The 25,843-nt window shown below is 62.4% G+C and carries 22 protein-coding genes and 1 pseudogene; 7 read left to right on the plus strand and 16 right to left on the minus strand.

Translation table 11 applies throughout. The annotated features are described in order from the left end of the window. Nucleotides 1–118: 118 nt before the first annotated feature. Complete coding sequence (locus INT12_RS11600) at nt 119–1,456, minus strand: ammonium transporter (RefSeq protein ID WP_017845177.1); 1,338 nt, start codon at nt 1,454–1,456, stop codon at nt 119–121. 33 nt (nt 1,457–1,489) lie between these two features. Next, nucleotides 1,490–1,828, minus strand: a complete 339-nt coding sequence (glnK, locus tag INT12_RS11605) for a P-II family nitrogen regulator (RefSeq protein WP_002555808.1) — start codon at nt 1,826–1,828, stop codon at nt 1,490–1,492. 422 nt (nt 1,829–2,250) lie between these two features. On the opposite strand from glnK, the gene INT12_RS11610 reads away from it, so the two are divergent. Beyond that, nucleotides 2,251–2,514, plus strand: coding sequence for an accessory factor UbiK family protein (locus INT12_RS11610; RefSeq protein ID WP_193039540.1), 264 nt, complete (start codon nt 2,251–2,253; stop codon nt 2,512–2,514). 214 nt (nt 2,515–2,728) lie between these two features. Further along, nucleotides 2,729–4,246 (plus strand): YifB family Mg chelatase-like AAA ATPase, encoded by a 1,518-nt coding sequence (locus tag INT12_RS11615; RefSeq protein WP_193039541.1) that lies wholly within the window; start codon nt 2,729–2,731, stop codon nt 4,244–4,246. A gap of 10 nt (nt 4,247–4,256) precedes the next feature. On the opposite strand, the gene glyA is transcribed toward INT12_RS11615, so the two are convergent. Genes glyA through INT12_RS11630 form a run of 3 tightly spaced genes read right to left on the minus strand, consistent with a single transcriptional unit; the run spans nt 4,257 to nt 7,601 of the window. Then, nucleotides 4,257–5,522, minus strand: a complete 1,266-nt coding sequence (glyA, locus tag INT12_RS11620; protein ID WP_193039542.1) for a serine hydroxymethyltransferase — start codon at nt 5,520–5,522, stop codon at nt 4,257–4,259. Nucleotides 5,523–5,547: 25 nt separating this feature from the next. Next, nucleotides 5,548–6,363: a YggS family pyridoxal phosphate-dependent enzyme gene (locus INT12_RS11625; RefSeq protein WP_017846024.1), complete on the minus strand. Its 816-nt coding sequence runs from the start codon at nt 6,361–6,363 to the stop codon at nt 5,548–5,550. Next, entirely contained in the window at nt 6,360–7,601 is a 1,242-nt protein-coding gene (locus INT12_RS11630) for a benzoate/H(+) symporter BenE family transporter (RefSeq protein ID WP_193039543.1), read from the minus strand. The genes INT12_RS11625 and INT12_RS11630 overlap by 4 nt, the downstream gene beginning before the upstream one ends. A gap of 142 nt (nt 7,602–7,743) precedes the next feature. On the opposite strand from INT12_RS11630, the gene INT12_RS11635 reads away from it, so the two are divergent. Further along, entirely contained in the window at nt 7,744–9,243 is a 1,500-nt protein-coding gene (locus tag INT12_RS11635; protein WP_193039544.1) for a PLP-dependent aminotransferase family protein, read from the plus strand. Between the two features lie 17 nt (nt 9,244–9,260). Here the strand turns inward: INT12_RS11635 and INT12_RS31945 are convergent, their stop codons facing one another. The 3 genes and pseudogenes from INT12_RS31945 to INT12_RS11645 form a co-directional block, all read right to left on the minus strand. After that, nucleotides 9,261–10,121, minus strand: a complete 861-nt coding sequence (locus tag INT12_RS31945; protein WP_370737543.1) for a methyl-accepting chemotaxis protein — start codon at nt 10,119–10,121, stop codon at nt 9,261–9,263. Nucleotides 10,122–10,163: 42 nt separating this feature from the next. Further along, nucleotides 10,164–11,237, minus strand: a pseudogene (locus tag INT12_RS31950) (Cache 3/Cache 2 fusion domain-containing protein); the annotation flags it as partial. Nucleotides 11,238–11,414: 177 nt separating this feature from the next. Continuing rightward, complete coding sequence (locus INT12_RS11645) at nt 11,415–12,335, minus strand: LysR substrate-binding domain-containing protein (RefSeq protein ID WP_026139908.1); 921 nt, start codon at nt 12,333–12,335, stop codon at nt 11,415–11,417. Nucleotides 12,336–12,487: 152 nt separating this feature from the next. Here INT12_RS11645 and INT12_RS11650 point away from each other — a divergent pair, with 152 nt between their 5' ends. Continuing rightward, on the plus strand, nt 12,488–13,891 hold the full coding sequence (locus tag INT12_RS11650) for a NorM family multidrug efflux MATE transporter (protein ID WP_017846029.1): 1,404 nt from the start codon (nt 12,488–12,490) through the stop codon (nt 13,889–13,891). A 50-nt stretch (nt 13,892–13,941) separates the two neighbouring features. On the opposite strand, the gene INT12_RS11655 is transcribed toward INT12_RS11650, so the two are convergent. Beyond that, nucleotides 13,942–15,606 carry a putative bifunctional diguanylate cyclase/phosphodiesterase gene (locus tag INT12_RS11655; RefSeq protein ID WP_017846030.1) on the minus strand — a complete coding sequence of 555 codons (1,665 nt, stop codon included), beginning with the start codon at nt 15,604–15,606 and terminating at the stop codon, nt 13,942–13,944. Nucleotides 15,607–15,861: 255 nt separating this feature from the next. Between INT12_RS11655 and rep the strand changes: the two genes are divergently transcribed. Together rep and INT12_RS11665 are read left to right on the plus strand one after the other, a co-directional pair. Further along, nucleotides 15,862–17,871 (plus strand): DNA helicase Rep, encoded by a 2,010-nt coding sequence (gene rep, locus INT12_RS11660; protein ID WP_017846031.1) that lies wholly within the window; start codon nt 15,862–15,864, stop codon nt 17,869–17,871. Nucleotides 17,872–17,929: 58 nt separating this feature from the next. Then, the gene (locus INT12_RS11665; RefSeq protein ID WP_017846032.1) at nt 17,930–18,502 is read left to right on the plus strand and encodes a xanthine phosphoribosyltransferase; all 573 of its coding nucleotides are present in this window, start codon (nt 17,930–17,932) and stop codon (nt 18,500–18,502) included. A 131-nt stretch (nt 18,503–18,633) separates the two neighbouring features. Here the strand turns inward: INT12_RS11665 and INT12_RS11670 are convergent, their stop codons facing one another. The 6 genes from INT12_RS11670 to dadA form a co-directional block, all read right to left on the minus strand. Next, on the minus strand, nt 18,634–20,556 hold the full coding sequence (locus INT12_RS11670) for an acetyl-CoA hydrolase/transferase C-terminal domain-containing protein (RefSeq protein ID WP_102617849.1): 1,923 nt from the start codon (nt 20,554–20,556) through the stop codon (nt 18,634–18,636). 136 nt (nt 20,557–20,692) lie between these two features. Further along, nucleotides 20,693–21,106 (minus strand): c-type cytochrome, encoded by a 414-nt coding sequence (locus INT12_RS11675; RefSeq protein WP_026139909.1) that lies wholly within the window; start codon nt 21,104–21,106, stop codon nt 20,693–20,695. Nucleotides 21,107–21,287: 181 nt separating this feature from the next. Continuing rightward, the gene (locus INT12_RS11680) at nt 21,288–21,836 is read right to left on the minus strand and encodes a cupin domain-containing protein (RefSeq protein ID WP_017846035.1); all 549 of its coding nucleotides are present in this window, start codon (nt 21,834–21,836) and stop codon (nt 21,288–21,290) included. 116 nt (nt 21,837–21,952) lie between these two features. Beyond that, nucleotides 21,953–23,026: an alanine racemase gene (alr, locus tag INT12_RS11685; RefSeq protein WP_193039546.1), complete on the minus strand. Its 1,074-nt coding sequence runs from the start codon at nt 23,024–23,026 to the stop codon at nt 21,953–21,955. A 79-nt stretch (nt 23,027–23,105) separates the two neighbouring features. Next, the gene (locus INT12_RS11690) at nt 23,106–23,459 is read right to left on the minus strand and encodes a RidA family protein (protein ID WP_017846037.1); all 354 of its coding nucleotides are present in this window, start codon (nt 23,457–23,459) and stop codon (nt 23,106–23,108) included. Continuing rightward, nucleotides 23,431–24,732 carry a D-amino acid dehydrogenase gene (gene dadA / locus INT12_RS11695; protein WP_017846038.1) on the minus strand — a complete coding sequence of 434 codons (1,302 nt, stop codon included), beginning with the start codon at nt 24,730–24,732 and terminating at the stop codon, nt 23,431–23,433. Before dadA ends, INT12_RS11690 begins: the two co-directional genes overlap by 29 nt. 155 nt (nt 24,733–24,887) lie before the next feature. On the opposite strand from dadA, the gene INT12_RS11700 reads away from it, so the two are divergent. Then, nucleotides 24,888–25,376 (plus strand): Lrp/AsnC ligand binding domain-containing protein, encoded by a 489-nt coding sequence (locus INT12_RS11700; protein ID WP_017846039.1) that lies wholly within the window; start codon nt 24,888–24,890, stop codon nt 25,374–25,376. A gap of 47 nt (nt 25,377–25,423) precedes the next feature. Here the strand turns inward: INT12_RS11700 and INT12_RS11705 are convergent, their stop codons facing one another. After that, the gene (locus tag INT12_RS11705; protein WP_017135860.1) at nt 25,424–25,777 is read right to left on the minus strand and encodes a YkgJ family cysteine cluster protein; all 354 of its coding nucleotides are present in this window, start codon (nt 25,775–25,777) and stop codon (nt 25,424–25,426) included. Between the last annotated feature and the right edge of the window lie 66 nt (nt 25,778–25,843).

A 25,843-nucleotide genomic window follows, 5' to 3' on the forward strand; every position in this document is an offset into this window, starting at 1 on the left:
AAAAGTGCCGTGTGAGCGCCATCATCCACGCGACGCAAAAACCCGGCATCCCGCGTCATGAGTGACAAACACCAGACAAAAAAATGCCCGGCAAGCCGGGCATGTTTTTTTCGCCTACTTACAAGTTGTAGCCGCGTTCGTTGTGTTGTGCCAGGTCGAGGCCGACAGCCTCTTCTTCGTCGGTAACCCGCAGGCCCATGACCATATCCAGCACCTTGAGGATGATGAAGGTCACGATGGCGGTGTAGATCACAGTGAAGCCGACGCCTTTGCACTGAATCCAGACTTGGGCCGCCACGTCAGTCACGGTGCCGAAGCCGCCCAGGGCTGGGGCTGCGAAAACGCCCGTGAGGATCGCACCGACGATGCCACCGATACCGTGTACGCCGAACGCATCCAGGGAGTCGTCGTAGCCCAGCTTGCGCTTGAGGCTGGTGGCGCAGAAGAAGCAGATCACACCGGCAACCAGGCCGATCACCAGAGCGCCCATCGGGCCCACGGTGCCTGCCGCAGGCGTGACGGCGACCAGGCCAGCCACCACACCCGAGGCGATGCCCAGGGCACTTGGCTTACCGTGGGTGATCCACTCGGCGAACATCCAGCCCAGCGCCGCAGCAGCTGTAGCGATCTGGGTCACCAGCATCGCCATACCGGCAGTGCCGTTGGCCGCAGCAGCGGAGCCGGCGTTGAAGCCGAACCAACCGACCCACAGCATGGCCGCACCGACCAAGGTGTAACCCAGGTTGTGAGGGGCCATCGGGGTAGTCGGGTAGCCTTTACGCTTGCCAAGCACGATGCACGCCACCAGACCAGCCACACCCGCGTTGATATGCACCACGGTGCCACCAGCGAAGTCCAGCACGCCCCAGTCCCACAGCAGGCCACCATTGCCGCTCCAGACCATGTGTGCGATCGGCGCGTAAACCAGGGTGAACCAGATAGCCATGAAGATCAGCATCGCGGAGAACTTCATGCGCTCGGCGAACGCACCGACGATCAGCGCCGGGGTGATGATGGCGAAGGTCATCTGGAAGGTGACGAACACCGCTTCCGGAAACAGCGCCGCAGGCCCGGTGATGCTGGCCGGGGTTACGCCCGCCAGGAACGCCTTGCCCATGCCGCCAAAGAAGGAGTTGAAGTTTACAACGCCCTGCTCCATGCCGGTCGTGTCAAACGCGATGCTGTAACCGTAGATGACCCACAGAATGCTGATCAGGCCAGTGATGGCAAAACACTGCATCATCACCGACAGAATGTTTTTCGAGCGAACCATACCGCCGTAGAACAGCGCCAGGCCGGGAATGGTCATGAATAGCACCAGCGCGGTGGATGTAAGCATCCACGCGGTGTCGCCGGAATTGAGGACTGGAGCAGCCACTTCGTCTGCCGCCATGGCCAGGCTTGGCATTACGATGGACAACAGGGCTCCGAGCCCTGCGAATTTACGCAGAGTCATATTGTTTTCTCCTGGGGCGTTGGGTTTGGCGGCTTAGATTGCGTCGGTATCGGTTTCGCCGGTACGGATGCGAATAGCCTGTTCCAGATTGACCACAAAGATCTTGCCGTCACCGATCTTGCCGGTGTTGGCGGCCTTGGTTATCGCCTCGATAACCCGATCAAGATCCTTGTCGTCAATGGCGACATCAATCTTCACCTTCGGCAGGAAATCAACCACGTATTCCGCGCCGCGATACAGCTCGGTGTGACCCTTCTGCCGCCCGAAGCCTTTGACCTCAGTAACGGTAATGCCCTGCACGCCGATTTCGGACAACGACTCGCGTACATCGTCCAACTTGAACGGCTTGATGATGGCAGTGACTAGCTTCATGAAAACTCTCTCCCGAATTGGTGGACTTGCCCCAGGAAAACAAACCCGTCTCAAGTCTAAGCGCAGCGCCTGGCTTTGTAACGCGTCGTCGCAAGAGCAGTTGCCATTGCGACGCCAGCGAACCACTGGTGACGAAACCTGTACCCCTGATCCGTCGGCGCACTGCATTCGTCACAGCGACTGCATCAGTGCATGGGTCATGTTCGTCTAAGCAGAAACCTTGCCAGCTCCGTAAAAACCACTGAAATCAGTCCCTTGCCCACTTATGCCCACCTGCGGGGCTTTTTGGCGGGGTGATTGCGCACGAAAACGGTGCGCTACCGCCCGACACCCTGCGCGAAAAGCGTGCGCCCGAGGTCGTGGAAATGACTATAGACGCTGCGTGATACACTGCCCGCCAACAGTTTTCCGGAATATTTCCCATGCTCGCGCCCAAAGACCTCCTCGACGCCCTGAGCGGCCATGCCTCCCGCCTGTTCAGCGGCGAGACCCCGCTGTCCCGCAATGAAATCGAAAGCCAGTTCAAGGCCTTGCTGCAAAGCGGCTTCAGCAAGCTCGACCTGGTCAGCCGGGAAGAGTTCGACAGCCAAATGGTGGTGCTGGCCCGCACCCGAGCACGCCTGGAAAGCCTGGAGGCGAAAGTGGCGGAGCTGGAAGCACGGTTGACCCCGGCAGCCTCTGAATAACCCCCGACCAATGTAGGAGCTGGCTTGCCTGCGATGGAATCACCTCGGTCCCTCTGATACGCCTGACCGCCCCTATCGCACGCAAGCCAGCGCCCCCACCTGTTCTGCGTCACTCTGCGGATACGTTCTGTAAAACCTCCCGCGTCCCGCTCGACCCCACCTCGTCTACCCTTGAAAAACCGCAGGAAGCGGTCCGCCCTTTCAAGGAATGAGCATGTCCCTCGCCATCGTCCACAGTCGCGCCCAGATCGGCGTCGAAGCCCCTGCCGTCAGCGTCGAAGTACACATGGCCAATGGTCTGCCATCGCTCACCTTGGTGGGTTTGCCGGAAACCGCCGTCAAGGAAAGCAAGGACCGCGTGCGCAGTGCCATCCTCAACTCCGCGCTGCAATACCCGTCCCGCCGCATCACCCTCAACCTCGCGCCCGCCGACCTGCCCAAGGACGGCGGGCGTTTTGACCTGGCGATAGCCCTCGGGATTCTCGCGGCGAGCGTGCAGGTGCCGACGCAGATGCTCGACGACGTGGAATGCCTGGGGGAATTGGCGCTATCGGGCGAGGTACGCGCAGTGAAAGGTGTGTTGCCGGCAGCGCTCGCAGCGCGCAAGGCCGGACGCTGCGTGATCGTGCCCCGGGCGAATGCCGAAGAGGCCTGCCTGGCATCGGGGTTGAAGGTGATTGCGGTGGACCACCTGCTGCAGGTGGTGGCGCACCTGAATGGGCATGTGCCGATCGAGCCCTTCAAGTCTGACGGTTTGCTGTACTTGAACAAACCTTACCCGGACCTCAGCGAAGTCCAGGGCCAACTCGCCGCCAAACGCGCATTGCTGATCGCTGCGGCAGGCGCGCATAACCTGTTGTTCAGCGGCCCGCCCGGCACCGGCAAGACCTTGCTCGCCAGCCGCCTGCCGGGTTTGCTGCCGCCGCTGAGTGAGCACGAAGCGCTGGAAGTGGCAGCAATTCAATCAGTGGTCAGCCTGGCGCCCCTGAGTCATTGGCCCCATCGGCCGTTTCGCCAGCCGCACCATTCGGCCTCCGGCCCGGCGCTGGTGGGTGGAGGGTCAAAGCCGCAACCGGGGGAAATCACCTTGGCCCACCATGGCGTGCTGTTCCTGGATGAGCTGCCGGAGTTTGATCGCAAGGTGCTCGAGGTTTTGCGCGAGCCACTGGAGTCGGGGCATATCGTGATCTCCCGCGCCCGCGACCGCGTGAGTTTCCCGGCGCGCTTTCAACTGGTCGCCGCAATGAACCCCTGCCCTTGCGGTTACATGGGCGACCCCAGCGCACGCTGTCGCTGTACGCCGGAGCAGGTCCAGCGCTATCGCAACAAACTCTCCGGGCCGTTGCTGGACCGGATCGACCTGCACCTGACCGTCGCTCGCGAAATCACCGCGCTGAACCCGGCCCCGCAGCCCGGCGACAACACGTCCACCGCCTCGGCACTGGTAGCCCAGGCCCGGGACCGCCAGCAACAGCGCCAGGGCTGCGCCAATGCGTTCCTCGACCTACCGGGATTGCGCCAGCATTGCGCGCTGTCGAGGCCGGATGAAGCCTGGCTGGAAAGCGCCTGCGAGCGCCTGACCCTGTCCCTTCGCGCGGCCCACCGCCTGCTCAAGGTCGCCCGCACGCTGGCGGATCTGGAGCACACAGACAGCATCCGCCGCAGCCACATCGCCGAAGCCCTGCAATACCGCCCCTCAGCCTCCAGTCAGGTCGACAGCGCCAACGTTTAGAAGGGAAAAGTCAGCGATAAACCGGGTGTCGGCGGCACAGCGCAATCACCTGTTCACGCACCTGCAGCGCAACGCTATCGCTCTCCCCGCGTTGCAGGGCGTCCAGTACATCGCACAGCCAAGCGGCCAGTTGCTCGCACTCGAACACGCCGAAACCGCGGGTGGTGACGGCCGGCGTGCCGATGCGCAGCCCCGAGGTGACAAAGGGGGAGCGCGGATCGTTGGGCACCGAATTCTTGTTGGCGGTGATGCCGGCGTTGCTCAAGGCCGCATCGGCGTCTTGGCCGGTGTAAGGCCGGTCGGACAGGTCGATCAACATCATGTGGTTATCGGTGCCACCCGAGACAATCCTGTAACCGCGCCGCTGCAACACGGCCGCCATGGCCCGGGCATTGACCACGACCTGGGCCTGGTAGGTTTTGAACTCGGGCCTCAAGGCTTCCTTGAAGGCCACCGCCTTGGCGGCAATCTGATGCATCAACGGCCCGCCCTGAACACCCGGGAACACCGCCGAATCGAGCTTTTTGTAAAACGCTGCGTCCTGGCCCTTGGACAAAATCAACCCGCCTCGCGGGCCACGCAAGGTCTTGTGCGTGGTGCTGGTGACCACGTGGGCGTGCGGCAACGGGTCCGGGTACTCGCCAGCGGCGACCAAGCCGGCGACGTGAGCCATGTCGACCCAGAAAATCGCACCGACCTTGTCGGCAATCGCCCGCATGCGCGCCCAGTCTTTGTACCGCGAGTAGGCCGAAAACCCGCCGATCAGCATCTTCGGCCGCGTTTCCACAGCGATGCGCTCCATCTCGTCGTAGTCGAGCAAGCCCGTCTGCGGGTCGAGCCCGTAAGGCACGATGTGGTAATGCCGGCCCGAGAAGTTGGAGGGATTGCCGTGGGTCAGGTGCCCACCCTGGGCCAGGTTCATGCCCATCACCGTATCGCCGGGGTTGATCAAGGCCAGGAACACCGCGGCGTTTGCCTGGGCGCCCGCATGGGGCTGCACGTTGGCGTAATCGCAGTCGAACAGGGCCTTGACCCGTTCGATGGCCAGGCGCTCGGCCACATCGACGTATTCGCAGCCGCTGTAGTAGCGCTTGCCGGGGTAGCCCTCGGCGTATTTGTTGGTCAGTACCGTGCTCTGGAGGCTCATGACCAGCGGGCTGGCGTAGTTTTCGGAAGCAATCAGCTCGACATGGTCTTCCTGACGGCGCTCCTCGTTATGAATCGCCTCACACAACTGCGGGTCGAAGCTTTCAAGTGTCAATGTTGAGTCGTACATGATGAACAGGTCCTTGCTGGAAAAGTCAGGTCGTTGACGGTTGATCGGCGCTCGGCCAGTAGTAGTCATCCGGCATGGCGCGGGCGCCGAAGATGGCCTGGCCGACGCGGACAACGGTCGCGCCTTCCTCGATGGCGATCTCGAAATCCCCGGACATGCCCATCGACAATTCCTCCAGGCTGACGCCCGCCGGGGCGTGATCGCGCAGGCGCTCGCGCAGTTCGCGCAGCCGCACAAAGCACGGGCGCACGCGGGCCACATCGGCCGAAAACAGCGCCAGCGTCATCAGCCCGCGAACGCGCAAGGCCGGGAACGCTGGCAGGGCCTGCAGAAAACCCGCGACGGCGTGCGGTTCCAGGCCGTATTTGCTGGCTTCCCCGGAGGTATTCACTTGCACGAACACATCCAGTTGGCGCCCTTCGATCTGCAGGCGACGATCCAGCGCCTCGGCCACTCGCAGGCTGTCCAGCGCCTGGAACTCACTGGCAAAGCGCGCGACCTGCTTGGCTTTGTTGGTTTGCAGGTGGCCGATCACCGACCACTGCAGATCGGCCAGATCGCTCATGGCCTGCCATTTGCGCTGGGCTTCCTGCACCTTGTTCTCACCCAGCAGCCGACAGCCCGCCGCATACGCCAGGCGCAGGTGCGCCTCGTCAAAGGTTTTGCTGACCGGCAACAAGCGCACGCTCGCCGGGTCGCGTCCGACCCGCGCACAGGCACTGGCGATACGTTGCTGTACGGCCGCCAGATTGCGCCGGAAGTCCTCCACGCTGGTGGCCTGCGGGTAACGCCCGTGACGCGCATGCAGGGTGGCGCTGGCTGGCGGTTCGGCGCGCATCATTGGGCCGCTCCCTTGGCCGCCGCCACTGCCTCGGAAGCCGGCGCACGGCGACGTGGCAAGCGGCCGTTGAGCAACGCATACGCAGCCAACCCGATCAACAACCCCCAAAACGCGCCGCCGATCCCGAGCAGGTTGATGTTGGCGGCGCACGCCAGAAAGGTGATCAGCGCGGCTTCACGCGACCTGACGTCCGCCATCGCGTTGGCCAGGCTGGCGCCGATGGTGCCCAGCAGGGCCAAGCCGGCCAGCGTGGTGATGAATGCCGGCGGGAACGCCATGAATACGGCGGCCAGCGTTACCCCGAACACCCCGACGAGGATGTAGAACACCCCAGCGGCAACCCCGGCGACCCAGCGCTTGGACGCGTCCTCCGAGGCTTCCTTGCCCGTGCAGATGGCCGCCGTGATCGCCGCGACGTTGAACGCGTGCGAGCCGAACGGCGCCATCAGCAGCGACCCCAACCCGGTCACCGTCAGGATCGGGTTGGCGCTGGTCTTGAAACCATCGTTGCGCAACACCAGCATGCCCGGCATGTACTGGCCCGTGAGGGTGATCAGAAACAGCGGCAACGCCACACTGAGCAACGCATTGAGCGAAAACTCGGGCCGGGTGAATACCGGCGCCGCCAGTTGCAGGGACAGGCCCGACAAGTCCACCCGCCCCTGCACCAGCAGGAATCCCAAGCCCGGCAGCAGAATGCCGACGACGGCATAGCGCGCAGTAAAGCGCTTGAGCCCGACGTAAGCGGCGATCAATACGCCGACCAGCACCGGGTCGAGGCTCATGCCACCAAACGCGCCGATACCGAACTGCAGCAGAATCCCCGCCAGCATGGCCGCCGCGATACCCGGCGGAATCAGCCGGATGACTTTTTCGAAACAGCCGGACAGCCCCAGCAGCACAAACGCCACGGCTGAAACCATGTAAGCGCCGACCGCCTCGGCGTAAGGCGTGGCAGACAGCGCGACCACCAGAAACGCCGCCGCAGGGGTCGACCAGGCGGTGATGATCGGCTCACGGCTCACCCAGCTGAGAAACAGCCCGGTCACCCCCACGCCGATCGATACCGACCAGACCCACGAAGCCGTCAGCTCGGGGCTGAGCCCGGCCACTTTGGCCGCCTGGAACACCAGAATGAACGTACCGCCATAATTGACGATGACTGAAATCAGCCCGGCCACGATGGGGTGCAACAGGTCGCGCGGGCGCAGCGGCGACGGCGATATTGACGAAGACATAGGGACTTTGCTCCTTGCCAGACGAGGGGTTGAGCCTCGCGTGATGGGTCATTGGCCGGCGTGAAGGCAGTGGCACAGGTGAAAGTCTACGGATAGACTGGCCTGCTATTACCGGCCAATTCTTCAGGGCGAGGCAGACCGCATGGCAAAATCCTTCGCGCTGGAAACCCTGCAGATGCGCCTCAACGACGCGCAATTCCAGCAGTTGGGCCTGCACCAGCGAATTCATCGCGCGCTACGCGCCTTGATCCTCGACGGCGCACTCTCGCCGGGCCTGAAGCTGCCGGCGACGCGGGTGCTGGCCACGTCGTTGGGGGTCGCGCGCGACACGGTGGAGAACGCCTACGTGCAGTTGCACCGCGATGGTTTTATCGTGCGGCGCGAGGGCTCCGGCAGTTACGTGTGCGAGGCCATCGGCACCGAATTGCGCGGTGCCTCGCGCCGCCGCATCAAGGCGCAGGCCGTCAAAACCAGCCAGGCCGCACCGGGCGCCGGCTTGAGCCTGCGCGGGCGGATGATCCTCGACAGCGGCGGCGTGAACGATCAACAGGTGATCAAGGCATTCGCCACGGGCCTGCCCGAAACCCGCTCGTTCCCGACCGATGTGTGGGAGCGCCTGCAGCGCCAGGTGATGAAGGACTATCGCAGCAGCGTGCTGTTGCACGGTGACCCGCAAGGAGCCGAGTCGTTACGCAAAGCCATCGCGACGTACTTGAACCTTGAGCGTGGGGCGAAGTGCTCGCCCGACCAGGTCCTGGTGCTGAGCAGTACGCGCCAGGCGCTGTTTCTGTGTGCGCAACTGCTGGTGGACGTCGGCAAACCGATCCTGCTGGAAAACCCGGGCTACTACGGCGCCAGGAAGGCCTTCGAAACCGCCGAGGCCAAGGTCGTGCCCATCGATGTCGATGCGGCGGGCATCCGCACCGACCTGCTGCACGCCGACCGCAGCGGCGCCCACTGCGTGTATGTCACGCCGTCTCATCAATACCCGACCGGCGCCACGCTGACCCTGGAGCGGCGTCTGGAGTTGATCAACTGGGCCGCGGAAAAAGGCAAATGGGTCATCGAAGATGACTACGACAGCGAGTTCCACTACGAAGGCAAACCCACGGCCTGCGTGCAGGGCCTGGACAAGTACCAGCGCACGCTGTACCTCGGCACCTTCAGCAAGACCCTGTTCCCCGGCCTGCGCATGGGCTACATGGTGCTGCCCCCGGAACTGGTCAAGGCCTTCACCTATGCGCGCAGCATGATGGACGGCCACACTCCGCAAATCCTGCAACTGACGCTGGCGCGCTTCATGGAGGACGGGCATTACAACGCCCATGTCCGGGCGATGCGCAAACTCTACGCCGGGCGCCAAACCATCATGCTCGACGCCATCGGCAAGTACCTCGGCGATGTGGTCACGGCATGCCGGCCCCAGGGCGGGCTGCAAATCCCTTGCGTGCTGCATGAGGGGTGGTCGGAAGAAAAAACCATCCGCCAGGCCGCCAGCGCGGGTGTGCAACTGTCCGGCCTCAGTCGGTTGTATGCCGGTGCGGCCACGCAACAGGGATGGTTATTGGGCTACTCGTCCTTGACCGCCCATGAAATCGAAACCGCCATGCAGAGCCTGGCTAACGCGCTCAAGGCACGCTAGCCGTTCCAGGCGCGCCTTCAACGAAACCGATCGACCTCTTGGCGCAAGCCTGCCGCCAGCGTCTCCAGCTCCTTGGCGGTAATCGCCAGGTTCGACACCACTTCGCGTTGCTCGCTGTTGGCCAGCGCAATGCTCTGCAGGTTGCTGCTCAGCAACGTCGCCGTGCTGCTCTGCTCCTGGGTGGCGGTGGTGATCGCGGCGAATTGCTGCCCGGCCGAGCGGCTCTGCTCGTCGATGCGTGCCAGGGCCGACGCCACGTCGGCGTTGCGTGACAGGCCTTCCTGCATCAGCGTATTGCCCTGTTCCATGGTGCTGATGGCGTTACCGGTTTCCTGCTGGATGCTTAGGATCATCCCGGAAATCTCATCGGTGGCCTGGCGAGTGCGCGAGGCCAGGTTGCGCACTTCGTCGGCGACCACCGCAAACCCACGGCCCTGCTCACCGGCGCGGGCGGCTTCGATGGCGGCATTGAGCGCCAGCAGGTTGGTCTGTTCGGCGATCGAAGTGATCACGCCAACGATCCCGCCGATTTCCTGGGAACGCTGGCCCAAGGTGTTGATCACCGTGGCCGTGCTGTTCAGGGCGGTGGCGATGTGTTCCAGGGACGACGACGCCTCCTGCATCGAGTTGCGGCCGATGCGGGTCTGCTGGGCGTTTTCCTGGGCCAGGCGTTCGGTGTTGCCCATGTTGTCGGCGATGTTCAGCGAAGTGGCACTGAATTCCTCCACCGCGCCGGCCATGCTGGTGATTTCGCCGGACTGCTGCTCCATGCCTTCATAGGCACCGCCGGACAAACCGGACAACGCCTGCGCCCGGCCGTTGACCTCTTCGGCGGCCCTGCGGATGTGCGACACCATGGTCGACAGCGCTTCCCCCATCTGGTTGAAGCTGCCCGCCAGTTGGCCGATCTCGTCATGGCTGGACACGTTCAGGCGCGCGCTCAAATCACCGCCACCCAAGGCTTCGGCCTGGCGTACCAAGTCGCTCAACGGCGCCAGTTTGCTGCGCAACAACCACACCGTTGCGCCCACCGCCAGCAGCATCGCCAGCATGCTGCCGATCACCAGGCGAATGCCCACCGACCACGTGACCGCGCGGATCTCGGCTTTCGGCATGCTCGCCACCACCGACCAGGGGCCGCCGGCAAACGGCACCGAGACGCTGTAGAAATCTTCCTGCTTGTCGCTCCAGAAGCGGCCCTTGCCGGGCGCCTTGGCCAGGTCCAGCATCACCGGCACAGCCTGGTCCGGCGCCTGCACCCCGGCCGGCGGTACCAGCCAGTGTTTCTGCTCATCCAGCAGCGCCAGCGAACCGGTCTGGCCGATGCGGAAGCGCTTGAGGTTGGCGAACTGGGCATTCTGCTCATCGGTGTAGTCGAAGCCGATGAACAGCACCGCGATGACTTTGCCGCTGGCGTCGCGCACCGGGCTGTACTGGGTCATGTAGGAGCGATCGAACAGCACGGCGCGGCCGATGTACGTCTGCCCGCCGACCACCCGCGAGTAGGCCGGCCCCTGGCGATCCAGCACAGTGCCGATGGCACGGCTGCCGTCCTGCTTGGTCAAGGACGTGCTGATGCGGATAAAGTCGTCGCCGCTGCGCACGAACACCGTGGCCACGCCGCCGGATATCTGCTTGAACTCGTCGACGTCACCGAAGTTGTTGTTCAGCAGCGCCTTGCCCAGGTACAGGCTCGGGGTCTGCACGCCGGCCACGGCGACCGGCTGATCCGCCTGCACACTCAAGCCGGCGCCGAAGCGTTTTTCAAACAGCCCGCTCAAGCGCTGAGTGCTCTCGCGCAAGGTGCCGTGGAAGGTACTGAGTTGATCGGCCAGCAGCCGCGCCTCGCTGGCCAGATGTTCTTCCCGGGTATCGAGGTTGGCGGAGTCGAGGGAACGCAAGGCAAAAACCGTACTGCCGCTGATGACGACAGCCAGAATCACGGCTAACGCGAGGCCTAGCTGGGAGGCGATCCGAGCACGAGGTTGAGACATGACAGCTCCTGGCCGAGGCCTGGATCATCCTGATCTCATAGCGTTGCTCGGCAAATTATCTGGTGAGATTCGTTGGTGCACGATAGTTCCAACACCCCTACTTCGGCGGCGCCGGGCAATACTTGAGCGAAGTGCAGGGGTATCACGCAAACGATTGCTCTCTCACGCTGAAGCGATTCAATCGAGACGCTCGACGACAGGCAACACCATGGCCTGCACTTCGCCCTGCAGAAACTCCGCCAGCCGGCGCAGACGCTCGCCGCCCGGGCGGGTTTTCGGCCACACCAGGTAATAATTTTCCCCACTGGCGACGGCGGTCGGCCACGGCAGGCTCAAGCGCCCCTGGGCCACGTCTTCGGCGACCATCAGCAGATCGCCCATGGACACGCCGTAACCCCGGGCGGCGGCGATCATGCCCAGCTCCAGGGTATCGAACACCTGCCCGCCCTTGAGCGACACCTGGGCGGACAGCCCCATGCGCTCCAACCAGTTACGCCAGTCGCGGCGGTCGGGTGTGGGGTGCAGCAACTCGGCGCTGGCCAGGCGATTGACGTCCCACGGGCCGTCGCTCAACAAATTGGGCGCGCCGACTGGAATCAACAGTTCCGGGAACAGATAACTGGCTTCCCAATCCGCCGGAAAGTGCCCGTCGCTCAACAACACCGCGCAGTCAAAAGGCTCCTGGTTGAAGTCGACTTCATCCACGCTCATCCACGCGCTGGTGAGCTGCACTTCATTGCCCGGCTGCAAATGCCGGAAACGACTGAGCCGCGCCAACAGCCAGCGCATGGTCAGGGTCGAGGGTGCCTTCATGCGCAAGATGTCATCTTCGGCGTTCAAGGTATGACAGGCCCGCTCCAGCGCGGCAAAGCCCTCGCGCACCCCGGGCAGCAACAGGCGTGCGGCCTCGGTGAGCTGCAGGTTGCGCCCGCTGCGCAGGAACAGGCGGCAGGCGAAATGCTCTTCGAGGGTGCGGATATGCCGGCTCACCGCACTTTGGGTGATGGACAGCTCCTGCGCCGCACGGGTGAACGAGTTGTGTCGGGAAGCGGCCTCAAAAGCCCGTAGCGCATAAAGCGGAGGAAGACGACGAGACATAAGGAAAGCTCCGACAGCACGATGCTGAAACCCTACCAGAATCAATCAGGCATGAGTTTTAATCATGCGACCAATCGCTTTTATCCCTTTGTGCAATGAGCTGAGAGCGCCGAGAATCGACGCTCTCCCCCTCCTCCGAAAATTTGAGCGTGATGATCATGCAACATCCGGCACGTACCGAACTCTGGGCCATTCTGCGGCTGTCAGGGCCGTTGATTGCCTCACAGTTGGCGCACATGCTGATGGTGCTGACCGACACCCTGATGATGGCCCGCCTGAGCCCCGAGGCCCTGGCCGGCGGTGGCCTGGGCGCGGCGAGCTATTCGTTCGTGGCGATTTTCTGCATCGGCGTGATTGCTGCCGTGGGCACCCTGGTCGCCATCCGCCATGGCGCGGGCGATATCGACGGCGCCACCCGCCTGACCCAGGCCGGGCTGTGGCTCGCCTGGCTGATGGCCTTGGCGGCGGCGCTGCTGCTGTGGAACCTCAAGCCGGTGCTGCTGATGTTCGGCCAGACCGAAACCAACGTGGACGCGGCGGGGCAATTCCTTACGATCCTGCCGTTCGCCCTGCCCGGCTACCTGAGTTTCATGGCCCTGCGCGGCTTCACCAGCGCGATCGGCAAAGCCACACCGGTGATGGTGATCAGTCTCGGCGGCACAGTGGTCAACTACCTGCTCAACCACGCGTTGATCGAGGGCATGTTCGGCCTGCCGAAACTCGGCTTGATGGGCATCGGCCTGGTCACGGCCATCGTCGCCAATGGCATGGCGCTGGCACTGATGGCGTACATCCGCAGCAACCGCGCGTACTCGGCCTACCCGCTGAGCGCAGGCCTGTTGCGTCTGAACACCCACTACTTGCGCGAGCTGTGGCGGCTGGGCCTGCCGATTGGCGGCACCTACGCGGTGGAAGTCGGGTTGTTTGCCTTCGCGGCACTGTGCATGGGCACCATGGGCAGTACGCAATTGGCGGCGCATCAGATCGCGCTGCAAATCGTCTCGGTGGCGTTCATGGTGCCGGCGGGGATGTCCTACGCGGTAACCATGCGTATCGGCCAACACTATGGCGCCGGGCAACTGCTGCAGGCGCGCATGGCGGGGCGTGTCGGCATCGGCTTTGGCGCGGCGGTGATGTTGGGATTTGCCGCGGTGCTGTGGCTGTATTCCGATCCGCTGGTCGGGCTGTTCCTCGACCATAACGACCCAGCATTCCACGAGGTGATCGTGCTCGCCGTCAGCCTGCTGGCCGTGGCGGCCTGGTTCGAGCTGTTCGACGGCGTGCAGACCATCGCCATGGGCTGCATCCGTGGGCTCAAGGACGCCAAGACCACCTTCCTGGTGGGCCTGGGTTGCTATTGGCTGATCGGTGCGCCAGCGGCCTGGTGGATGGCCTTCACCCTGGGCTGGGGGCCGACCGGCGTGTGGTGGGGCCTGGCGCTGGGCCTGGCCTGTGCGGCGATCAGCCTGACCTGTGCGTTCGAGGCGAAGATGAAGCGCATGATTCGGCAGGAGCCAGACGCTCAACGCTCATTCCATGCCGCGCAGACCGACTAGAAGTCTTGCGCGGTTGAAATGTGGGGGTGGGTTGGCAAGAAAAGGATGAGCTAGCCCAATAAAGCCTGCTGGTCCTTGCCGAACGTCAGGTAGTCCACCAACTCCGGCAATGGCAGCGGTTTGCTGATCAGGTAACCCTGGGCCTGGTCGCAACCGAACAAACGTAACAGCGCCAGTTGTTCCGCGGTTTCCACGCCTTCGGCCACCACTTCCAGGTTGAGGTTGTGGGCCAGGTTGATCATGGCGTGGACCAGCTTGCGGTTTTCTTCACGCTCTTCCATGCCGCCGACGAAACTCTTGTCGATCTTCAACAAGGCAATCGGCAGGCTGTTGAGGTGGACGAACGATGAGAAGCCGGTGCCGAAGTCGTCGAGGGAAAAGCGCACACCGAGGCGACCGAGGGCGTCCATGGTCTGCTTGACCAGGTCACTGCGGCGCATCACGGCGGTTTCGGTCAGCTCGAATTCCAGCCATTGCGCATCCACCCCGCGCTCGACAATCAGCCGGCTGAGGGTCGAGAGCAATTGGCTGTCCTGGAACTGGCGGAACGACAGGTTGACCGCCATATGCAGCGGCGGCAGGCCGCGTTCGCGCAGGTCCTGCATGTCGCGCAGGGCCCGGGAGATCACCCAGTAACCCAGCGGTACGATCAACCCACTCTGTTCGGCCAGCGGCACGAATTCGCTGGGCGGCAACAGGCCGCGCTCGCCATGGCGCCAGCGCACCAGGGCTTCGAGGCCGACGATATGGCCGTCGTCCAGGTCGAGGCGCGGCTGGTAATGCAGTTCCAGTTCGTCGCGACGCAGCGCGCGGCGCAATTCGCTTTCCAGGTCGGCCAGGCTGCGGGCGTTGCGGTTGATGCGTTCGTTGAAGATATGAAAGGTGCAGCCCTGGGTGCTTTTGGCTTGCTGCATGGCGATATGGGCATGCCACATCAACGGGTCGGCGCCGGCACGCGCGCGGGCATGCGCGACGCCCAGGCTGCAACCGATCAGCAGGCTCTCGCCATCCACCCAATACGGTTCGGCCATGGCTTCGGTGATGCGCTCGGCCATCCATTCGGCACGCTGGGGCGCGCGGCGGGTGTCGATCAGCAAGGCAAACTCATCGCTGCCCAGGCGCGCCAGTTGGTCGCCGGCTTCGAGCTGGCTCTTGAGCCGCGAAACCACTTGCAGGATCAGCCGGTCGCCGGCCTGGTGGCCGAGGGCATCGTTGGCGTGGCGGAAGTTGTCGAGGTCCAGGTGGCCCAGGGCCAGGCCGCGCCCTTCGTTGTCTGCCAGGCGTGCGGCCAACAGGGTCTGGAAGCCCTGGCGGTTGGCGATACCGGTCAGCGGGTCTTGTTCGGCCAGGCGCTGCAAGGTGTTTTCCAGCACGCCACGTTCGCGCACATGGCGCAGGCAGCGGCGCAGGGTGTCGGCGTCCATGGCAAGACGGATCAGCCAGTCACTGACTCCCAGGGGCGCCACCAACGGCTCCTGTTCCAGCAACAACACGCACGGCAAGCTGCAACGGCCTGGGCCGGGTTGCAGGTTGGGCGTGGTCAACAGCACGGCGCTGTGGTCGTCATCGAACAGACGACTCACCGAGTCCCAGTTGGGCGCGCTGATCAGCACAGCCCCGTCGCCCATCGGCACCAGGCACTCGCGCAACAATGCTGCCCACTCAGGCGTATCGGCCAGTAGCAGCAAACGCAAGGGTTCGACAGGCGTGGACAAGCTAGCTCCCTAGACTCTGCAAGATTTCGTTGGCGGCAAGTATTATGACGTCAGGTCGAGCATTCACAAATGATAAAAGTTATCAAATACGAGCAGTACGCACAAAAGTCGCAAATACCCCCACATCCTGCGGCAAAGTAGCAAAAGCGGCAAATTTAGATCGAGTGGTACGTCACACCGTCGATCCAAGGCAGCAGAATCTCACCAGCCTGTTAAAATGCCCGCCCTTTTGAACAACGACTCCCTGAACTCTGTATGTCCCGACTCAATCCCCGGCAGCAAGAAGCCGTGAACTACGTCGGCGGCCCTCTATTGGTGCTCGCCGGTGCTGGCTCCGGCAAGACCAGCGTGATCACCCGCAAGATCGCGCACCTGATCCAGAACTGCGGCATCCGCGCCCAGTACATCGTCGCCATGACCTTTACCAATAAGGCGGCGCGGGAAATGAAAGAGCGGGTCGGCACCCTGCTCAAGGGTGGCGAAGGCCGCGGCCTCACGGTGTGTACGTTCCACAACCTGGGGCTGAACATCATCCGCAAGGAGCATGCGCGGCTGGGCTACAAGCCGGGTTTCTCGATCTTCGACGAGACCGACGTCAAAGCCCTGATGACCGACATCATGCAGAAGGAATACGCGGGCGACGACGGCGTCGACGAGATCAAGAACATGATCGGCGCCTGGAAAAACGACCTGGTCCTGCCGCCCGAAGCCCTGGAAAACGCGCGCAACCCCAAGGAACAGACCGCCGCCATCGTCTACACCCACTACCAGCGCACGCTCAAGGCGTTCAACGCGGTGGACTTCGACGACCTGATCCTGCTGCCGGTGAAGCTGTTCCAGGAACACGCCGACATCCTCGAGAAGTGGCAGAACAAGGTACGTTACCTGCTGGTGGACGAATACCAGGACACCAACGCCAGCCAATACCTGCTGGTGAAGTTGCTGATCGGCAAGCGCAACCAGTTCACCGTGGTGGGCGACGACGACCAGTCGATCTACGCCTGGCGCGGCGCCCGCCCGGAAAACCTGATGCTGCTCAAGGACGACTATCCGTCCCTGAAAGTGGTGATGCTGGAACAGAACTACCGCTCCACCAGCCGCATCCTGCGCTGCGCCAACGTGCTGATCTCGAACAACCCCCACGAGTTTGAAAAACAACTGTGGAGCGAGATGGGCCATGGCGACGAGATCCGCGTGATCCGCTGCCGCAACGAAGACGCCGAAGCCGAGCGCGTGGCCGTGGAAATCCTCAGCCTGCACTTGCGCACCGACCGGCCCTACAGCGACTTCGCGATCCTCTATCGCGGCAACTACCAGGCCAAGCTGATCGAGCTGAAACTGCAGCACCATCAGGTGCCGTATCGTCTGTCCGGAGGCAACAGCTTTTTCGGACGCCAGGAAGTCAAAGACCTGATGGCCTACTTCCGCCTGATCGTCAACCCGGACGACGACAACGCCTTCTTGCGTGTGATCAACGTACCGCGTCGGGAAATCGGCTCGACCACCCTGGAAAAACTCGGCAACTACGCCACCGAACGCAAGATCTCGATGTACGCCGCCACCGACGAAATCGGCCTGGGCGAACACCTGGACACGCGCTTCACCGATCGCCTGTCGCGCTTCAAGCGCTTCATGGACAAAGTGCGCGAGCAATGCGCCGGCGAAGACCCGATCAGCGCCCTGCGCAGCATGGTCATGGACATCGACTATGAAAACTGGCTGCGCACCAACAGTTCCAGTGACAAGGCCGCGGATTACCGCATGGGCAACGTCTGGTTCCTGATCGAAGCGTTGAAGAACACCCTGGAAAAAGACGAAGACGGCGAAATGACCGTCGAAGACGCCATCGGCAAGCTGGTGCTGCGCGACATGCTCGAGCGCCAGCAAGAAGAGGAAGACGGCGCCGAAGGTGTACAGATGATGACCTTGCATGCGTCCAAGGGCCTGGAATTTCCCTACGTGTTCATCATGGGCATGGAAGAGGAAATCCTCCCGCACCGCTCCAGCATCGAAGCCGACACCATCGAAGAAGAACGGCGCCTGGCCTACGTGGGCATTACCCGCGCGCGCCAGACATTGGCCTTCACCTTTGCCGCCAAGCGCAAGCAATACGGCGAAATCATCGATTGCGCCCCCAGCCGGTTCCTCGACGAACTGCCGCCGGACGACCTGGCCTGGGAAGGCAACGACGACACCCCGACCGAGGTCAAGGCCGTTCGCGGCAACACCGCCCTGGCGGATATTCGCGCGATGTTAAAGCGCTAGAATCGACTATTTTTTAATCTACTTTCGGCGCACCGTGCGCCATTAGAGGAAGCGTTCCGTGGAAGCACTGCACAAGAAAATTCGCGAAGAAGGCGTCGTGCTTTCCGATCAGGTACTCAAAGTCGACGCCTTTCTGAACCATCAGATCGACCCGGCACTGATGAAACTGATCGGCGACGAATTCGCCGCGCTGTTCAAGGATTCGGGGATCACCAAGATCGTCACCATCGAAGCCTCGGGGATCGCCCCGGCAATCATGACCGGCCTGAACCTCGGCGTGCCGGTGATCTTCGCCCGTAAGCAACAGTCCCTGACCCTGACCGAAAACCTGCTGTCGGCAACGGTGTATTCCTTCACCAAGAAAGTCGAAAGCACCGTAGCGATCTCGCCGCGCCACCTGACCAGCAGCGACCGCGTGCTGATCATCGATGACTTCCTGGCCAACGGGAAGGCGTCCCAGGCGCTGATCTCGATCATCAAGCAGGCCGGTGCCACCGTTGCCGGCCTGGGGATCGTGATCGAGAAGTCGTTCCAGGGCGGGCGGGCCGAGCTGGATGCGCAGGGTTATCGGGTTGAGTCGCTGGCGCGCGTGAAGTCGCTGAGCGGTGGTGTCGTCACCTTCATCGAGTAATCGCTGACGGAACCCGGTTAAACATGTGGGAGGGGCGGTGCGACGATTCGACTTGCCCCCGATAGCAGTGGCTCAGCCAACACATTTGTGTGACTGATACACCGCTATCGGGGGCAAGCCCCCTCCTACATTTAGTGCGCGGTGGCCTGGAGGCCGGCGAGCAATAGCCGCTGATACACGTCCTCTTTGAGCCCTTCCGGCTGGTCCAACCCCATCCGCTTCAGATGCTCGGGAAACGCCTCCGGCTCCGGTGCATCCAGCGCCGCCTTGCCCAGGTCAAAAATCTCGCTCAGCTTGAATTTGCTCTTGAGCCAGTTCAACCCCCGCAACAGGTCCCGTTCGACATCCGTGAAGTCGGTGCCCAGCGGATACTCCGGAAACAACCGGCGATGCCGGGCCTGAAGGCTCTGGAGCCGCTGCGGAGTGTTGTCGGTAAAGCGCGGGTCCAGCTGGAAATCCCGGGGTAGTTTGCCGGCCTCTTGCGCCTGCTCGATCAAGTCGCCCTGGAACCTGGAGTCGGTGATGTTGAGCAACGCCTCAATTACCTTGGAATCGGTCTGACCGCGCAAGTCGGCAATTCCGTATTCGGTGATGACAATGTCCCGCAGGTGCCGTGGGATCGTGCAATGGCCGTACTCCCACACGATATTGGAACTGACCTCCCCCGCCGCTTCGCGCCAGCTGCGCAACATCAGGATCGCGCGCGCACCTTCCAGCGCGTGGGCCTGGGCAACAAAGTTGTACTGCCCGCCCACGCCACTGAGCACGCGGCCACCTTCCAGTTGGTCGGCAACCCCGGCGCCGAGCAAGGTCACCACGATCGCACTGTTGATGAACCGCGCATCCAGACGCTGCAAACGCTTGAGTTCTTCCTGCCCGTACAGCTCGTTGATGTAGCTGATGCGCGTCATGTTGAACGCCTGACGCTTGGCGAGGGTCATGTCCTGCAAGCGTTGGTAAAAACTACGCGGGCCAACGAAAAAACCGCCATGGATCGAAATGCCGTCGGGCTGGGCCGCATCATCGAGCAGGCCGGCATTTGCCTGTTCCTGCGTCGCCACATCCGGGTAGACCTTGCGCCGCACAATCCCCGCATCCGCCAGCACCAGCAGGCCGTTGACGAACATTTCGCTGCAACCATAAAGGCCTTTGGCAAACGGCTCGACGCCCCCTTCACGGCTGATCAGCGCCGCCCAGCGGTACACATCGAGGTCGGTCAGCAGCAGCCGATAGGCTTCGTTATCGGCCTGGCGCGCAAGCAAGGCGGCGGTCAGCGCATCGCCCATCGAACCGATACCGATCTGCAAGGTGCCGCCATCGCGCACCAGGGTGCTGGCATGCAGGCCGATAAAGTGGTCCTGGAAACCCACCGGCATATTCGGTGTGGAGAACAGCGTGCTGCTGTCCTTTTCATCGAGCAGGTAGTCGAACGCATCCATGCCCAACTCCGAATCCCCGGGCATGTAGGGCAAATCGGTGTGGACCTGGCCGACCATCAGCACGGTTTCCCCGGCGGCGCGACGCTTGGCGATCATCGGCAGCAGGTCGAGGGTGACATCGGGGTTGCAGCTCAGGCTCAGCCGGTCGGGGTGCTCGGCGCTGCTGGCCACCAACTGCGCCACCAGGTTCAGGCCGGCGGCGTAGATATCGCGCGCGGCATGGCTGTAGTTGCTGCTGACGTAGTCCTGTTGCGCGGATTGGCTGTGAAGCAGGCTACCGGGCTGCATGAAAAATTGCTGGACGTGGATATTCGCCGGCAGGCTGTCCTTGTGCAGATCGGCGAGATAATCCAGCTCGGGATAATCGCCAAACACCCGCTCGGTAAACGGTTCCAGGAAGCGCTTCTGCAAGCCATCGCCCAGCGCCGGGCGCCCCAGGCTCAAGGCGGTATAGATCGTCAGCGCCCGCTCCGGCAGCTTGGCGATACGTCGGTACAACGCGTTGACGAACAGATTGGGCTTGCCCAGGCCCAGGGGCAGGCCCATGTGGATATGCGCCGGCAAGCGCGCGAGTACGTCGTCAACGGCTTGCTCGATTGAACATAACTGCACCATCCGACCCTCCTGAACATTTCATGACTAGGGGTTGGATAGAGAGTGGCCCGTCTTGGTTGCAAAGAACAGCCTCAACCCTCGATCGCAGGCACAAAAAAGCCGCTCGTAAGCGGCATTTTTGACGAAGATCGCTGGATTACAACCCGGACATCTTCTTGATCGCGCCTTTCAGATCAGCATCCGTGCAATCAGCACAGGTGCCTTTTGGCGGCATGGCATTGATACCCGTGATCGCCTTGGCCAGGATGCCGTCGAGGCCGCCCTGGTGGTCGGCGCGGTCTTTCCAGGCGGCGGTGTCGCCGATTTTCGGAGCACCCAACAGGCCGGTTCCGTGGCATGCATTGCAGTGCTTGGCAATGATCTCATCCGGTGTTTTCGCACCGCCGCCGCCGCCCGCTGTTGCGGCGACTTCCATCCCCTTGCACTCCTGCCCCTGCACACACACTTGGCCAACAGGCTCCAAGCGCTTGGCAATGTCATCATTGGTCGCAGCTTGAGCGCTGACAGCCCATAGGGCCAGTACGGTTGCTGGTGCAGCCAGCATTTTCATAATTAGGTTCACGCGTTCACCCTCAATGGTGGCTATTCACGCCTGCGGCCACGGTTTCGCAGGCGGCGAAAGTATAACGGTTAGCCCGCCTGGCTGAAACAACCCTATTAAGCAAAGGGAGATTCAGTCTCACGGAATACGCTGCGGGAGTCTCTGCAATGCTGGCAGGACGCCTCTTCTGTCAAAAGTTCGCGGGCGTGGCTGCGCTGATTAGTCGCGCCGGCACCTCGAACGGATTACGAAAACGATGGGGCTTGGTGCTTTCAAAGTAGTAGCTATCGCCAGCTTCGAGCACAAAAGTTTCAAGACCGACGACCAATTCCAGGCGACCTTCCACCAGAATCCCGGTTTCTTCGCCTTCGTGGGTGAGCATTTCTTCGCCAGTATCGGCGCCAGGCGGGTAAATTTCGTTGAGAAACGTGATCGCCCGGCTCGGATGTGCGCGACCCACCAGTTTCATGGTGACGGCGCCGTCGGAGATATCAATCAGCTCGTTGGCTTTATAGACGACCTGGGTCGGTATTTCCTGGAGGATTTCCTCGGAAAAGAACTCGACCATCGACATGGGAATGCCGCCCAGCACCTTGCGCAAGGAACTGATGGAAGGGCTGACACTGTTTTTTTCGATCATCGAAATGGTGCTGTTGGTGACACCCGCACGCTTGGCGAGCTCGCGCTGGGAAAGACCCTTCAGTTTACGGATGGATTGCAGTCGTTCGCCGACGTCCAATGCGGGAGCCTCCTAGGATTCAGGCTTTGTTGTAATTGAGCGTTATCATGGCGACAGCGTTCAGTATTTACAACACTTGGGCCTAAATCCTCCCCAGCACCGTTCGTAGAGGCCGATCAAGCCCCGGAATAGAGCCTTGGCACGCGGCGCAGGTTGCAGAAGATCTGGTAGGGGATGGTCTCGGCGGCGGCCGCGACGTCACTGGCGAGGATGTTCTTGCCCCACAGCTCCACGGTGGAACCGAGGCCGGCCTGGGGCACGTCGGTGAGGTCGACGCACAGCATGTCCATGGACACCCGGCCGAGCAACTGGCTGCGCTGCCCCACCACCAGCACCGGCGTGCCGGTGGGGGCGTGACGTGGATAACCGTCGGCATAGCCCATGGCAACCACGCCGATCCGCATCGGTTTCGGCGTGATGAATTTGGCACCGTAGCCCACCGGCTCGCCGGCCGGCAGTTCGCGCACGCAGATGACTTTCGATTCCAGGGTCATTACCGGCTGCAAGCGCGCGGCGATGGCCTGGTCTTCACCAAACGGCGTCGTACCGTACAGCATGATGCCGGGGCGTACCCAGTCGCTGGGCACCTTCGGCCAGCCCATCACCGCCGGCGAATTGCGCAGGCTGACCTCGGCCGACAGCCCCTGGCGCGCCGCTTCGAACACCGCCACTTGTTCATTGCTGCGCACGCAATCGAGCTCATCGGCGCGGGCGAAGTGGCTCATCAATACGATCTTCGCCACCTTACCGCTGGCGAGCAGGCGCTGGTACGCCTCGTGGTAGTCCTTGGGATGCAGGCCGACGCGGTGCATGCCCGAGTCCAGTTTGAGCCACACGGTGAGGGGCTTGCGCAAGGCCGCCTGCTCGATGGCCTCCAGTTGCCACAGCGAATGCACCACGCACCAGAAATCATGCTCGGCGATCAGCGGCAACTCGTCGGCTTCGAAAAACCCTTCCAGCAGCAATACCGGCGCGCGGATACCGGCAGCCCGCAGCTCCAGTGCTTCCTCGATACAGGCCACGGCAAAACCATCGGCCTCGGCTTCCAGCGCCTGGGCCACGCGCACCGCACCATGGCCGTAGGCATCGGCCTTGATCACGGCGAGGGCCTTGGCCCCCGTGACTTCACGGGCCAATTGGTAATTGTGGCGCAGGGCTTGGAGGTCGATCAGGGCACGGGCAGGACGCATGGCGGCAGGCTTCTAGGCGGCAGAGTGAAAAAAAACCGGCACCGACCAACCGCATCGGTACCGGGAGAGGGATCGTTGCTTAAGGCAGGGCGGCCACGACGGACAGCTCCACCAGGATTTGCGGCTCGCACAGTTTCGCTTCAACCGTGGCGCGGGCCGGGGCGACGCCTTTGGGCAGCCATGCGTCCCACACCGCGTTCATGCCGGCGAAGTCGGCGTCGATGTCTTTGAGGTAGATCGTCACCGACAGCAGCTTGCTTTTGTCAGTGCCGGCCAAGTCCAGCAAGCGCTCGATATTGGCCAGGGTTTCACGGGTCTGCTGTTCAATCCCGGCACTCAGGTCGTCGCCGACTTGCCCTGCCAGGTACACGGTGCCGCCGTGGGCAACGATCTGGCTCATGCGCTCATTGGTGAGCTGGCGCTGGATTGACATGTTTTGCAGACTCCTGGTGGTTGCCATAACGGGAAATATCGAGGCCTTCGGCACTGATCTGCGGCGTTTTCTTGGCCATCAGGTCAGCCAGCAAACGACCGGAGCCGCACGCCATGGTCCAACCGAGGGTGCCGTGGCCGGTGTTCAGGAACAGATTCTTGAACGGGGTGGCACCGACAATCGGCGTACCGTCCGGGGTGGTCGGACGCAGGCCGGTCCAAAAGATTGCTTCGGTCAGATTGCCGCCCTGAGGATAAAGGTCGTTGACGATCATCTCCAGGGTTTCGCGCCGACGTGGGTTCAGCGACAGGTCAAAACCGGCGATTTCAGCCATGCCGCCGACACGGATGCGGTTGTCGAAACGGGTGATCGCGACCTTGTAGGTCTCGTCGAGAATGGTCGACGTCGGCGCCATCGCCGGGTTGGTGATCGGCACGGTCAGCGAGTAGCCCTTGAGCGGGTACACCGGCGCCTTGATCCCCAGCGGCTTGAGCAACTGCGGCGAATAACTGCCGAGGGCCAGGACGTAGCGGTCGGCGGTTTCCAGCTTGCCGTCGATCCACACACCGTTGATGCGATCACCGGCGTGGTCGAGGCGCTGGATGTCCTGTTCGAAACGGAATTCCACGCCCAACTGCTTGCACATGTCGGCCAGGCGCGTGGTGAACATCTGGCAGTCGCCGGTCTGGTCGTTCGGCAGGCGCAGGGCACCGGCGAGGATGTCGGTGACGCTGGCCAGGGCCGGTTCGACGCGGGCGATGCCGGCACGGTCGAGCAATTCGAACGGCACGCCGGACTCTTTCAACACGGCGATATCTTTGGCAGCACCATCGAGCTGGGCCTGGGTGCGGAACAGTTGGGTCGTACCGAGGCTGCGGCCTTCGTAGGCAATGCCGGTTTCAGCGCGCAGTTCGTCGAGGCAATCGCGGCTGTACTCGGACAGGCGGACCATGCGCTCCTTGTTCACCGCATACCGACTGGCGGTGCAGTTGCGCAGCATCTGCGCCATCCACAGGTATTGATTGATATCGGCGGTGGCCTTGATCGCCAGCGGCGCGTGGCGTTGCAGCAGCCACTTGATGGCCTTGAGCGGCACACCCGGCGCGGCCCATGGCGAGGCGTAGCCTGGAGAGACCTGGCCGGCGTTGGCGAAACTGGTTTCCATGGCCGCGGCTGGCTGGCGGTCGACCACGACCACCTCAAAACCGGCTCGCGCCAAATAGTAGGCACTGGTCACACCAATGACGCCGCTACCCAAGACCAGAACGCGCATTTTTATATCCTCATCGCGGCTTGACCGCCGACGTGTGTTGTTCGAGCAATGATGTGAGCAGTATAAAAAGCAATCACCAGTGCATTTCACTATATAAATGCCTATATTTGGCGACAATTCTTGGCAACAACCCTTTTCACAGAGGCGTATCCCCTATGCGTACCAACACCCAGACCAAACGGGAGCTGGACAAGATCGACCGGAACATCTTGCGCATCCTACAAGCCGACGGGCGCATTTCGTTCACGGAGCTGGGGGAAAAGGTCGGACTGTCGACCACCCCCTGCACCGAGCGCGTGCGCCGCCTTGAGCGTGAAGGGATCATCATGGGCTACAACGCACGCCTCAACCCCCAGCATTTGAAGGCGAGTTTGCTGGTATTTGTCGAGATCAGCCTCGACTACAAATCCGGCGACACCTTCGAAGAATTCCGCCGCGCCGTGCTGAAATTGCCCCATGTGCTGGAGTGCCACTTGGTCTCGGGGGACTTCGACTACCTGGTGAAAGCGCGGATCTCCGAGATGGCCTCGTACCGCAAACTGCTCGGCGACATCCTGCTCAAACTGCCCCATGTGCGGGAGTCCAAGAGCTATATCGTGATGGAAGAGGTGAAAGAGAGCCTCAATCTGCCCATCCCCGACTGACTGACACAACCGGGTCAATGTGGGAGGGGGCTTGCTTACTCCCACATTTAGACCAGCACCTGCCGGGTACTCGCCATGTATTCGTGGATCTGCTTCTCCACCCGCGGGTGAATCAGCTCCACCGGCCGCCGTCCATTGGGGCACGGCAAGGTCTTTGTGGTGCCGAAAAGCCTACAGATCAGCGGGCGCTCGTCATACACCGTGCAGCCATTGGGCCCCAGGTGTACGCAGTTCAACTCGTCCATGGCAGCTTCCTGTTCGGCAGCGGTCTTACGCGGCAGGCGCGACATTTCTTCGGGGGAAGTCGTCACCGGCCCACAGCAATCGTGGCAACCGGGGACGCACTCGAACGAGGGGATCTGTCGGCGCAATGCGCTGATTTTCTGACTGTTGCAACTCATCGAAACACGTACCGAACGGCGAATAGGCGTGGATTCTGCCGCAAAACCCCGCGGTGAGACAGCTTC

The sequence above is a fragment of the Pseudomonas sp. K8 genome (genome assembly GCF_014889455.1).
In the GTDB taxonomy this organism is placed as follows: domain Bacteria; phylum Pseudomonadota; class Gammaproteobacteria; order Pseudomonadales; family Pseudomonadaceae; genus Aquipseudomonas; species Aquipseudomonas veronii.